Here is a 12,536-nt window from a genome sequence, read left to right on the forward strand (position 1 = left end):
GAAATGACTTATAAAGGATATTTGATTGATTTAGACGGGACGATTTATAAGGGAAAGAGTCGGATTCCGGCTGGTGAAGCTTTTGTACATGAGCTGCAGAAGCGCAAGATTCCCTATCTTTTCGTGACTAATAATACCACGCGTACGCCAGAAGCAGTGCAGACCATGCTGGCTGCAAATTTCAATATTGAGACGCCACTTGAAACTATTTACACAGCTACTTTAGCTACCATTGATTATATGCAGGAGAAAAATCTGGGCAAGAAAGTCTATGTTATCGGTGATGTCGGGCTTAAACATGCCATTGAAGAAGCTGGATACATAGAGGATACAGAAAATCCTGACTATGTAGTAGTGGGTCTGGACTGGGAAGTGGATTATGAGAAGCTGACAATAGCGACTCTGGCTATTCAAAAGGGTGCTCACTTTATCGGAACCAATCCAGATCTCAATATTCCGACTGAGCGAGGTTTGCAGCCGGGAGCTGGTGCAATCAACGCCCTCTTGGAAGCAGCCACTCGGGTTGAACCGACCTTTATCGGCAAGCCCAATGCCATCATCATGGAAAAAGCCATAGAGCATCTAGGGTTGGCGCGTGAAGAAGTGGTCATGGTGGGTGATAACTACCTGACAGATATTCGAGCGGGAATCGACAATGGGATTCCGACCCTTCTGGTTACGACAGGTTTTACCCTACCAGAAGAAGTGCCAAATCTGCCGATCCAACCGACGCATGTCTTGTCCAGTCTAGCGGAGTGGGACTTCGATGTGTGATAAGTTGAGATTTTTAGCCAGCATCTTGTGCTTGCTGGCAGCAGCGATATTACTAACCATTTATCTGGCTTGGCTCTTATATCCGATGGAGATTTCTTATTTCAACTTGCCAGATAAGGTGTATTTGAAAGCAGAGACCATCCAGTATAATTTTAATATTCTGATGAATTACCTGACCAATCCTTTTAGTCAGAAACTGGCGATGCCAGATTTTCGCTCGTCAGCTGCAGGGCTACATCATTTTCAGGCGGTCAAGTATCTTTTTCATTTGGCGCAAGCTATTTTTCTAGTTACTCTGCCTGCTTTGATTTTCTTTATCAAAAAAGTAGTCAAAAAGGGATTTTTAGGTCTCTACAGGCGGGCTTTTCTGGTGATTAGTCTCTTGCCATTTGTCTTTGCTGGACTGGCTTTTATGATTGGTTTTAATAATTTTTTTACACTCTTTCATCAAGTTCTCTTTGCCGGAGACAATACCTGGATGTTTGATCCAACTAAGGATCCAGTCATTTGGATTCTACCAGAAGAATTTTTCATGCACGCCTTTATTCTTTTTGCTTTACTTTATGAGGGAATCTTTTTAACCTTGTATTTTCTAAGCCGAAAGGGTAAAGAGAAAATTTAATATAGGAGATTTTATGTATTATATGCCCGAACCTTTAAATCCTAAAAAAGATCTAGGCCGATTTTCAGCAACTTGCTTTACTTATTTATGGGTTATGCTTGCTTCTGTTTTCGTTTATGCATTTGTAGCTTTTTTCGTTATTATGCCAGGGCAAGATATGGATATCCAAAAGACCCAGGAAGTTCTCACTAAATTTATTGAAAAGGACGGTGGAGCTTATATTTTAGCTTCTTGTCTCGGTGTTCTTACTTTCACGGTGTCTCGGGGTAAGCAGCTCTTTAAATACGACCTTCGTCGCAAGGGGCGGAAGATGACTCCTAAAGTTTTCTTTTATATGATTTGCTTCCTTTTATTCGCCCAATTGTTTACAGCCGTTGTCAATCAGATGATGCAGGCTATCATGCAACTCTTCAATCTAGATCTATCTAGTATGGAATCGGGAGGCGGCGGTTCTGAAACGCTGACCATGTTGATTTATTCATCCTTGATGGCTCCGGTTACGGAGGAAATCATTTTTAGAGGTGCTGGATTGAGAGCGTTAGAGAAGCATGGAAAGATTTTTGCCATTCTTCTGACTGCGATTTTGTTTGGTCTCTTTCATGAAAATCTTTATCAGTTTTATTTTGCTAGTTTGATTGGTTTAGGTTTTGGCTATATCGCTTTTGAGTATTCGATTATCTGGTCTATCATTTTTCATGCTCTCAATAACTTTGTCATAGCAGAAGGTATAGCTTTTCTTTCAAAAAAGGCTCCAGAGTCTATTGTTAACATCGTTTTTTACGGCCTATTAATCGCTGGCAGCACGGTATTTCTTTTGCTTTTAATTTTGAAATGGCCAAAATTTAAAGAATACATTGCTTCCAATCGTTCGCTCCCAGGGACCTACAAACAGGCTTTTAAATCAGTCTGGTTCTGGGTTCTGGTTGTGTTTACTTTTCTTGGAACTTTTCTGCCTGTCATGGCAGCCTATATTGTATCCTTAATCAATAATAGCTAATTGCCTTTTATTTGGCAGTTATGCAACGATATGTAAGGAGTTGGATATAGTCCAGCTCTTTTTTTTTGTTCGGTAAAAAGATAGAAATTGAAGGTTTTTGATAGAAAATGCTTGACATTGAAAAATAAAGAGGTATAATAATAATCGTAAACGATTCCAAAGGAGGTGCTTTATGCTGAAGTCGGAAAGAAAGCAAGTTATTCTAGAGACAGTCATAAGAGAAAAATTTGTCTCTTTAGACTATCTAGTACATGCTTTAAACACTTCAGAATCAACTATCAGAAGAGATTTGGATGAACTGGAGAGCGAGCATAAACTGCGACGAGTTCATGGTGGAGCCGAGAGCCTTCATTTTCTACAAGAAGAGGAGAGTAATCAGGAAAAATCTATCAAAAGCATTCAAGAAAAGACAGCTATTGCCAAGATGGCAGCAAGCTTGATTCAAGAGCATGATGTGATTTTTATTGATGCGGGGACAACCAATGAGCTTTTAGTCAATGAGCTGCATGACCCTAGAGTAACTGTTGTCACCAACTCCATTCACCATGCGACCAAGTTGGTAGAGCGCAATATCCCGACGGTCATTATCGGCGGAAAGGTCAAGCGCTCAACGGATGCCAGCATTGGCGGTGTTGCCCTAAATCAAATCGGTCAGTTGAATTTCGATAAGGCCTTTATTGGAATGAATGGCATTGACGATGGCTTCTTTACCACTCCAGATATGGAGGAAGGAGCTGTCAAAAGAGCAATTTTAGAGAACGCTAAGAAAACTTATGTCTTGGCTGATCTTTCTAAACTAGGACAGACGTCCTTTGTCAAGGTTGCTCCTCTTGCCAAAGCAAGCATTATTACTATTCAAAATGAATCAGAAATGATTCAAGCACTCAAAGAAAAAACGGAGGTGATTGAAGTATGATTTATACTGTCACACTAAACCCTTCCATCGACTATATTGTCCGTCTGGACAAGGTCCTTATAGGAAGCGTCAATCGGATGGACAGTGACGACAAATTCGCTGGCGGAAAGGGTATCAACGTTAGCCGAGTTCTAAAACGTCTAGGTATTGAGAATACAGCAACTGGCTTTATCGGTGGTTTTACTGGTAAGTTCATCACAGATACTCTGGAAGAAGAAGGAATTTGCAGCCATTTTGTAGAAGTTGAGCAGGATACTCGTATCAATGTCAAGATTAAAGCAGATGCTGAGACAGAAATTAACGGACCTGGTCCAGAAATTTCCAGTCAGAAACTAGAAGAACTTGAGAAGTTCCTTTCTTCTCTGACTTCAGAAGATACGGTAGTCTTCGCAGGCAGCAGTCCTAAAAATCTAGGAAATGTTGTCTACAAGGAGCTGATTGGCTTAACCAGAAAGACGGGAGCACAAGTTGTCTGTGACTTTGAAGGCCAGACGCTGCTGGATTCTTTAGAATTTGAGCCGCTCTTGGTCAAACCTAACAACCACGAACTAGGTGATATTTTCGGAGTCAAGCTCGAAAGCTTGGATCAGATTGAGAGTTATGCCCGTCAAATCTTAGCCAAGGGTGCCCAGCATGTCATCATTTCCATGGCTGGTGACGGTGCTTTACTGGTAACTCGAGACGGTGCCTATTTCGCTAAACCTATCAAGGGCAATGTGAAAAATTCTGTTGGTGCTGGCGACTCTATGGTGGCTGGATTTACCGGAGAGTTTGTCCGCTCTGGCGATGTTATTCAAGCTTTCAAATGGGGAGTGGCCTGTGGAACGGCGACCACCTTCTCAGATGATTTGGCGACAGCTGATTATATAAAAGAAATCTATGAAAAAGTAGAGGTAGAAAAAATATGAAAATTCAAGACTTACTAAGAAAAGATGTGATGTTGCTGGACTTGCAGGCAACCGAGAAAAAAGCTGTTATCGAAGAAATGATTCAAAGCCTAGTGGATCATGGCTATGTGACAGACTTCGAGACTTTCAAAGAAGGGATTTTGGCTCGTGAAGCCTTGACTTCTACAGGTCTGGGTGATGGAATCGCTATGCCTCACAGCAAAAATGCCGCAGTGAAAGAAGCGACTGTCCTTTTTGCCAAGTCAAATAAAGGTGTCGATTATGAAAGTTTGGATGGACAACCAACTGATCTTTTCTTCATGATTGCAGCTCCAGAAGGTGCTAACGACACTCACTTGGCAGCCTTGGCTGAATTGTCCCAATACCTGATGAAAGATGGCTTTGCGGATAAACTGCGCCAAGTTACTTCGCCTGATCAGGTGATTGAGCTTTTTGACCAAGCTTCGGAAAAAGCGGAAGAACCTGCTGTCGTTGAACCTGCCAATGAAGGTGGAGATTTCCTAGTAGCTGTAACAGCTTGTACGACAGGGATTGCACACACCTACATGGCTCAAGAGGCTTTGCAAAAGGTCGCAGCTGAAATGGGTGTCGGCATCAAGGTTGAAACCAATGGTGCCAGCGGTGTTGGAAATAAGTTGACAGCAGAAGATATTAAAAAAGCAAAAGCTGTTATCATCGCGGCAGATAAGGCCGTAGAGATGAATCGCTTTGACGGCAAGCCGTTGATCAATCGTCCAGTTGCAGATGGTATTCGTAAGACAGAAGAACTCATCAATCTGGCCCTTTCTGGAAATGCTGAGGTTTACAAGGCAGCTAACGGTGGTGGTGCTGCAGAATCCAGCAATGAGAAACTTAGTCTGGGTGGCGCTTTTTACAAGCACTTGATGAGCGGTGTTTCCCAAATGTTGCCATTCGTTATTGGTGGTGGTATTATGATTGCCATTGCATTCTTGCTGGATCAGATCTTAGGTGTACCAAAAGATCAGCTTTCTAATCTGGGAAGTTATCATGAGATTGCAGCGCAGTTTAAAGCAATTGGTGGAGCGGCCTTTGGCTTCATGTTGCCAGTATTAGCTGGTTATATCGCATACTCAATCGCTGAAAAGCCAGGTCTGGTTTCTGGTTTCGTAGCTGGTGCAATTGCGAGCAGCGGTGCATCATTTGGCGCTGTTGCCTATGCTGAAGGCGGTCAGAAAACTATTGATTTAGTTGGTGTGTCATCTGGTTTCCTTGGAGCTTTGGTAGGCGGCTTCTTAGCTGGTGGTATCATCCTTCTCCTTCGTAAGCTTCTTGCAGGTCTGCCTCGCTCACTTGAAGGTATCCGTTCAATCTTGCTCTTGCCTCTTCTGGGCGTTCTTGTGACTGGATTTGTGATGTTGGCGGTCAATATTCCAATGTCAGCAATCAATACAGCCCTGAATGATTTCTTGGCAAGTCTGAGCGGAAGCTCTGCTGTCCTTCTTGGTCTCTTAGTCGGTGGTATGATGGCTGTCGATATGGGTGGACCGGTCAATAAGGCTGCTTATGTATTTGGTACTAGTACACTGGCAAGCACTGTTTCAACTGGTGGTTCGCCTGTTATGGCAGCAGTTATGGCAGCTGGTATGGTTCCGCCTTTGGCAGTATTTATTGCAACTCTTTTGTTCAAACATAAATTCACTGAAGAAGAACGCGATTCAGGTTTAACAAACATCATCATGGGACTATCTTTCATTACAGAAGGAGCGATTCCATTTGGAGCTGCTGACCCAGCTCGTGCTATTCCAAGCTTTATCGTAGGCTCAGCTCTTACAGGTGCTCTTGTAGGCTTGTCTGGTATCAAGCTCATGGCTCCTCATGGAGGAATCTTCGTTATCGGATTGACAAATAATCCAATCCTTTACTTGGTATATGTATTGATTGGTGCAGTAGTCAGCGGCGTTATCTTTGGTTACCTGCGCAAACCACTTGAAAAATAATATTTAAAAGAATCTCGCTTGTCAGTGAGATTCTTTTTTGTGTTTTCCGGCCTGCAAATTTTAGCATGGAAACTTCACTCGATATATGGTATAATGGGCCTATCGCATATTTTTAGGAGAATAAAAATGAACATACAGCGCGAAAAAGAATTTGTTAGTCAGTACCATTTTGACGCCCGAAATTTTGAGTGGGAAAAAGAAAATGGAACACCTGAAACCAAGGTTGATGTGAATTTCCAATTGGTCAAAAGAGATGTCGAAGCCCACACAACTTCATTGATTGTGATTTTGACCTTTATGATTGTTTTTGAAAATTTTGTTATCAGCGGAACTATTTCGCAAGCCAACCACATTCACGGTCGTCTTATTGAGGAACCGAGTGAATTTGACCACGATGAAGTAGAAGAGCTAGCTCGGCCTTGCTTAACTATGCTCAACCGCTTGACTTATGAAGTGACAGAAATTGCTCTGGATTTGCCAGGTATTAATTTGGAGTTTTAATCATGAAGTTAGCGGTTATCACAGATTCATCGGCCTATCTGCCGGCTTCGCTGCTGGAGAATGAAAATCTTTTCGTCTTGGACATCCCGGTCGTGATTGACGGTGAGTCTTATGTCGAAGGCAGAAACTTAACAGCTAGTGAATTTTATGAAAAAATGGCTCAGTCAGATGAACTACCCAAGACCAGTCAGCCTAGCATTGCGGACCTAGAAGAGATTCTCACCATTCTAGACGGCAAAGACTATACCCATGTTCTGGGACTCTTTCTATCTCGCGGAATTTCTGGTTTTTATCAAAACATTCAGTATCTGAAAGATGAATTTCATGGTTTGCAAATTGCCTTTCCAGATTCCAAGATTACCAGCGCTCCGCTCGGTATCATGGCCCAATCAGTTCTAGAATGGGCAGAAGAAGGCCTAGATTTTGAAACAATTTTAGCTAATGTCCAGAAGCAGATTGATGGCACCGGCGCCTTTATCATGGTGGACGACTTGGACCACTTGGTCAAAGGAGGACGCCTGTCTAACGGTGCGGCTATTCTGGGAAATCTGCTCAGTATCAAGCCTATTCTGTATTTTAACAATCATGGTGTGATAGAGGTTTTTGAAAAAATTCGGACGGAGAAGAAGGCTACCAAGCGTATGCTGGAACTTGTCCAAGAAAGAACGGCGGGCGGTGCTTATCAGGTTATGGTTATCCATGGCAATGCGCCAGAAAAAGCAGCTGAGCTTCAGAAAAATCTGCTAGACAGTGGTATTGTTGGCGAAGTTCCTATCGCAACCTTTGGCAGCGTCATTGGAACGCATCTAGGCAAGGGGAGCGTTGCACTTGCTTATATTCCTGTGATCTGATTGCTTGAAAATCTGAGCTTGTCTCTGTAAGGAGGAAAACATGAGTATCAAAGTTATTATTGCTGGTTTTAAAGGAAAAATGGGCCAAGCAGCCTATAAAATGGTGACAGAAGATCCTGAATTAGAATTAGTTGGGCTGCTGGATCCTTTTACGGATGAAAAAGAAGTGGCTGGTGTTCCAGTCTTCAATGCCAAGGAAGAATTGGCTGAACTGGAAGCCCATGTCTGGGTTGATTTTACAACCCCTAAAGTAGCTTATGACAATACTAGCTTCGCCCTAGAACAGGGATTTTGCCCAGTTGTCGGAACGACAGGTTTTACTCCTGAGCAGTTGGAAGAGTTAATCACACTGTCTAGGGAAAAGGAGCTGGGTGGATTGATTGCTCCAAATTTTGCTTTGGGAGCTGTTTTGCTGATGCAGTTTGCGGCTCAGGCAGCCAAGTATTTCCCTAATGTAGAAATTATCGAACTGCATCATGACCAGAAAAAGGATGCACCCAGTGGGACAGCTATTAAGACGGCTGAGCTCATTAGTCAGGTTAGACCAAGCAAACGGCAGGGAGCTGCTGATGAGGAAGAGTCTATAGCCGGCGCCCGCGGAGCTGATTTCGATGGCATGCGTATTCATTCAGTTCGCTTGCCTGGTCTGGTTGCTCACCAAGAAGTAATCTTTGGCAGTCAGGGAGAGGGATTGACCCTGCGACATGATTCCTATGACCGAGCTTCCTTTATGACAGGGGTTAATCTGGCCATTAAAGAAGTTGTCAAACGCTCAGAATTAGTCTATGGATTGGAACATTTACTATGAGATTAGAAACTCTGCCTTCTGAATTTCAGGAGGCTTTGCCAGTATTAGAGAAGATAAAAGTGGCTGGCTTTGAAGCTTATTTTGTTGGGGGCTCTGTTCGAGATGCCCTTTTGCAGCGACCTATTCACGATGTGGATATCGCTAGCTCCAGCTATCCTGAGGAAACCAAGCGTATCTTTGACCGGACAGTTGATGTGGGGATTGAGCATGGAACCGTCTTGGTTCTGGAAAATAACCGTGAATATGAAGTGACGACTTTCCGGACAGAGGATGTCTATGTGGACTACCGCAGGCCCAGCAAGGTTTCTTTTGTGCGTTCTTTGGAGGAAGACCTCAAGCGACGCGATTTTACCATCAACGCTCTAGCTTTGGATGAAAACGGTCAAGTTATTGATCTTTTTCAGGGTCTAAATGACTTGGAAAATCAGATTTTGCGGGCAGTTGGAACTGCTGCAGAGCGCTTTAATGAAGATGCTCTCCGTATCATGCGGGGCTTTCGTTTTCAGGCCGCCTTGGATTTTGACCTGGAGCAAGATACTTTTGCAGCTATGAAAGATTGTGCTCCCTTGCTGGAAAAAATTTCAGTTGAACGAATTTTTATCGAGTTTGACAAGCTCTTGCTGGCTCCGTTTTGGCGCAAGGGTTTAGAGGCACTCTTGACAAGCGGTGCCATAGAATTTTTGCCAGATTTGAAGGGAAGCAGAGCTAAGTTAGAAAGGCTCTTTGACTTGGCTTCAGATTTTCGCTTTTCAGCATCTGAACAGGCTTGGGCAGCCCTTTTACTGGCTTTAGATGTGCAAAATGTTAAAGGTTTTCTAAAAAAATGGAAGACCTCTCGTGAATTTGCCAAGAAAGTAGAAGATTTGGTTGAGATTGCGGCCATTCGCTCAGAACGAGACTTGACCAAGCGCGACTGCTATGACTATGATATTGACTTATTGCTACAAGCAGAAGAACTGCGGCAGGCGCAAGGTTTACCAGTGGATTTCTCCGCAATTCAGAATCTTGATGCTAGTCTAACTATTCATAACAAACAGGAAATGGTGGTCAATGGCGGCATGCTGATGCGGGAGTTTGATTTTGAGCCAGGACCAAAACTGGGTCAAATTCTGAAAGAGTTGGAATACGCTATTGTAGATGGCCGCTTGCCTAATGATCTAGAGGCCATTTACGCCTATATCAAGGAGAAAAAATGAGCGATTTTATCGTTGACAAGCTAACCAAATCAGTAGGTGATAAGACTGTTTTTCGGGATATTTTCTTTATCATTCATGACCTGGATCGGATTGGTCTGATTGGTGTCAATGGAACAGGAAAGACAACGCTGCTGGATGTCTTGTCAGGCAAGTCGGGCTTTGACGGAGATGTCAGCCCTTTTTCTGCTAAGACAGGCTATAAGATTGCATATCTGACTCAGGAGCCTGATTTCGATGAAGAGCAGACGGTGCTTGATACTGTTTTGTCCAGTGATTTACGGGAAATGCAGTTGATTCGAGAATATGAGCTGCTCCTGACGGCTTATGATGAAAGACAACAGTCAAGACTAGAAGCGGTTATGGCCGAGATGGACTCGCTCCATGCTTGGGAAATCGAAAGTCAGGTCAAGACGGTCCTGTCCAAGCTTGGTCTGACTAATCTGTCACTTAAGGTTGGTCAGTTATCAGGAGGCCTTCGTCGCCGAGTTCAGCTGGCTCAGGTTCTCTTAGGCGATGCAGATTTACTCTTACTTGATGAGCCGACCAACCACTTAGATATTGATACTATTGAATGGCTGACCCATTTCTTGAAAAATTCCAAAAAGACTGTCCTTTTCATCACCCACGACCGATATTTCTTGGATAATATTTCAACACGGATTTTTGAGCTGGATGGCGGTCGCTTGATTGAATACCAAGGAAATTATCAAGACTATGTCCGTCTTAAGGCAGAGCAGGATGAGCGGGATGCGGCCTTGCTTCATAAGAAGCAGCAGTTATACAAGCAGGAGCTTTCTTGGATGCGACGGCAGCCTCAGGCTCGGGCAACCAAGCAACAGGCTCGTATCAATCGTTTCCATGACCTCAAGAAAGATTTGGCAGGCCAGACGACTGAGAGCAATCTAGAAATGAATTTTGAAACCAGCCGTATTGGTAAGAAGGTTATCGAGTTTCAAAATGTAGACTTTGCTTATGACCAGAAGCCTATTCTCTCTCAGTTTAGCCTTTTAATCCAGAACAAGGACCGCATTGGGATTGTTGGAGATAACGGTGTCGGCAAGTCAACCTTGCTCAATCTGATTGCCGGTAAACTTCAGCCTCAGGCTGGTCAGCTCATTATCGGAGAGACAGTGCGAGTGGCCTATTTCTCTCAGCAGATTGAGGGCTTGGATGAGTCTAAGCGGGTCATTAATTACCTGCAAGAAGTGGCTGAGGAGGTCAAGATAGGCAGTGGAACGACTTCCATTGCAGAACTCTTGGAGCAGTTTCTTTTTCCTCGTTCTACTCATGGAACTTTAATCGAAAAGCTTTCTGGTGGAGAGAAAAAGCGCCTTTATCTGCTCAAGCTTCTTTTGGAAAAGCCGAATGTCTTGCTTCTTGACGAGCCGACCAATGATTTGGATATTGCGACTCTGACAGTCTTGGAGAATTTTCTGCAAGGCTTTGCCGGGCCAGTCATTACAGTCAGCCACGACCGCTATTTCCTAGACAAGGTAGCCAGCAAGATTTTGGCTTTTGAGGATGGGGTGATCAGAGAATTTTTCGGAAATTACACGGATTACTTAGATGAAAAAGCCTTTCTAGCAGAGAGCTCTGCTATTTCCCAAAAGTCTGAAAAGGAAAAATCGGCCAAGGTGCGCGAGGAGAAAAAGCGCATGACCTACTTTGAAAAGCAGGAGTGGGAGTCTATTGAGGCTGATATCGAGGCGCTGGAAGAGCGGATTTCTGAGATTGAAGCGGCTATGCAGGAGAATGGATCTGACTTTGCTCGCCTGTCTGAACTCCAGCAAGAACTGGATGAACAGAACGAGAAACTGCTGGAAAAATACGAGCGCTATGAATACCTGAGTGGGTTAAACGAATGAAAGAAGTAGTGTTTAGTCAGAGCTGGTTGAAGATATTCATCTTAGCTATATCGGCGAGCGCTCTTGCTGTCTTTATGACTACAGTTCTTGTATTACCATCTAAAAACGGATACCTATTATTCGATTCCAATATTTCTGTGATTGAAAAAATGTTTTTAGTGATAGGTACAATTGTTTTTGATTTTCTCTCTATTTTGGTATGGATTTGTTTGTTTAGGGATAAACGTTTTCTTCGTCTAACGGAACAGGGCTTTTACTTTAAACCCCTTCTTTTTAGAGAAGTTTCGTTTTATAGTTGGGAAGAAATCCAGAGAATAGACTATAGAATTGAACGTATTCGACATTATGCAAAATATCAATTATTCAATAAGAGTCATATTTTGACGATTTGTTTTCATTCATTGGATCCTGTAGTTTTGAAGAGAAGCAGGCTTGCTTCTAGAAAGAGCAAAAAATATAAGTTTGGTATTCCTGAACCGTTAGAAATTACTCTAATATTATTGAAAAAAGAGAAACCAAAATATATTTATGAAACGATGATGGATTACCATAATCAATGGCGAGCAAATCAGAAGGATATTTAAAGTGAAGATATAGTCCGAACAGTTTCATAAACTGTAAATCTAAAACCTTTAGAGATGGAACGGAGGCATCTATGAAACTAAGATTGGAAAATACCGACTCAAAGAAAACACAAGAACTGGGAAACTTAATCAGGGCCTATAATCGCTCTAAGAGGGAGCCCTCCAAAAGTGAGCCTCTTAACATCTATGTAGAAGACGAACAAGGAAATCTGCTGGCTGGTATGGCGGCCGAAACTTTTGGTAATTGGCTGGAGATTGAATATTTGTATGTGAGTGAGGATTTACGAGGGCAAGGCATAGGCTCAAAAATACTGTGTAGGGCTGAACAAGAAGCCAGAGAAAGAAAATGCAAATATTCATTTGTGGATACGTATCGGTTTCAAGCCCCAGATTTTTATAAACAGCACGGCTATACAAAAGTATTTTCGTTGAAAGAATACCCCTATACTGGTGAAAGGTATTATTATACAAAAGAATTGTGATTTTATTTTGGGAAAAAAGATGGATTTGATTTTCACTTTTCTTTATGCAAACCTTTTCCTTACTGAAAAAATCT

Annotated in this window: 13 protein-coding genes; all 13 read left to right on the forward strand. The window is 42.8% G+C overall.

Translation table 11 applies throughout. The features are described 5' to 3' along the window. Positions 1-3: 3 nt before the first annotated feature. The 13 genes from AX677_RS07885 to AX677_RS07945 all read left to right on the forward strand — a co-directional run bounded on the left by AX677_RS07885 (position 4) and on the right by AX677_RS07945 (position 12,462). Positions 4-774 (forward strand): TIGR01457 family HAD-type hydrolase, encoded by a 771-nt coding sequence (locus AX677_RS07885; RefSeq protein ID WP_004191405.1) that lies wholly within the window; start codon positions 4-6, stop codon positions 772-774. Beyond that, positions 767-1,396 (forward strand): TIGR01906 family membrane protein, encoded by a 630-nt coding sequence (locus tag AX677_RS07890; RefSeq protein ID WP_004191402.1) that lies wholly within the window; start codon positions 767-769, stop codon positions 1,394-1,396. The genes AX677_RS07885 and AX677_RS07890 overlap by 8 nt, the downstream gene beginning before the upstream one ends. Positions 1,397-1,409: 13 nt before the next feature. Continuing rightward, a complete protein-coding gene (locus AX677_RS07895) occupies positions 1,410-2,393 on the forward strand; it encodes a CPBP family intramembrane glutamic endopeptidase (RefSeq protein WP_004191400.1) in 984 nt (327 codons plus the stop codon). Positions 2,394-2,565: 172 nt separating this feature from the next. Further along, a complete protein-coding gene (locus AX677_RS07900; RefSeq protein WP_060976751.1) occupies positions 2,566-3,309 on the forward strand; it encodes a DeoR/GlpR family DNA-binding transcription regulator in 744 nt (247 codons plus the stop codon). Beyond that, positions 3,306-4,217, forward strand: a complete 912-nt coding sequence (gene pfkB, locus AX677_RS07905) for a 1-phosphofructokinase (RefSeq protein ID WP_060976752.1) — start codon at positions 3,306-3,308, stop codon at positions 4,215-4,217. The genes AX677_RS07900 and pfkB overlap by 4 nt, the downstream gene beginning before the upstream one ends. Continuing rightward, a complete protein-coding gene (locus AX677_RS07910) occupies positions 4,214-6,175 on the forward strand; it encodes a fructose-specific PTS transporter subunit EIIC (RefSeq protein ID WP_060976753.1) in 1,962 nt (653 codons plus the stop codon). The genes pfkB and AX677_RS07910 overlap by 4 nt, the downstream gene beginning before the upstream one ends. Positions 6,176-6,301: 126 nt before the next feature. Further along, on the forward strand, positions 6,302-6,676 hold the full coding sequence (locus AX677_RS07915) for a DUF1149 family protein (protein WP_002915309.1): 375 nt from the start codon (positions 6,302-6,304) through the stop codon (positions 6,674-6,676). 2 nt (positions 6,677-6,678) lie between these two features. After that, complete coding sequence (locus AX677_RS07920; protein WP_004191392.1) at positions 6,679-7,527, forward strand: DegV family protein; 849 nt, start codon at positions 6,679-6,681, stop codon at positions 7,525-7,527. 40 nt (positions 7,528-7,567) lie between these two features. Then, on the forward strand, positions 7,568-8,335 hold the full coding sequence (dapB, locus tag AX677_RS07925) for a 4-hydroxy-tetrahydrodipicolinate reductase (RefSeq protein WP_004191388.1): 768 nt from the start codon (positions 7,568-7,570) through the stop codon (positions 8,333-8,335). Beyond that, positions 8,332-9,531: a CCA tRNA nucleotidyltransferase gene (locus tag AX677_RS07930; protein WP_060976754.1), complete on the forward strand. Its 1,200-nt coding sequence runs from the start codon at positions 8,332-8,334 to the stop codon at positions 9,529-9,531. The genes dapB and AX677_RS07930 overlap by 4 nt, the downstream gene beginning before the upstream one ends. Then, positions 9,528-11,396, forward strand: a complete 1,869-nt coding sequence (locus AX677_RS07935) for an ABC-F family ATP-binding cassette domain-containing protein (RefSeq protein WP_004191381.1) — start codon at positions 9,528-9,530, stop codon at positions 11,394-11,396. Before AX677_RS07930 ends, AX677_RS07935 begins: the two co-directional genes overlap by 4 nt. Next, complete coding sequence (locus AX677_RS07940) at positions 11,393-11,980, forward strand: hypothetical protein (protein WP_004191379.1); 588 nt, start codon at positions 11,393-11,395, stop codon at positions 11,978-11,980. The genes AX677_RS07935 and AX677_RS07940 overlap by 4 nt, the downstream gene beginning before the upstream one ends. A gap of 71 nt (positions 11,981-12,051) precedes the next feature. Beyond that, complete coding sequence (locus AX677_RS07945; protein ID WP_060976755.1) at positions 12,052-12,462, forward strand: GNAT family N-acetyltransferase; 411 nt, start codon at positions 12,052-12,054, stop codon at positions 12,460-12,462. Positions 12,463-12,536: the final 74 nt, after the last annotated feature.

It is taken from the genome of Streptococcus sp. CCH8-C6 (assembly GCF_001557225.1).
GTDB classification, from domain to species: Bacteria; Bacillota; Bacilli; order Lactobacillales; family Streptococcaceae; genus Streptococcus; species Streptococcus sanguinis_C.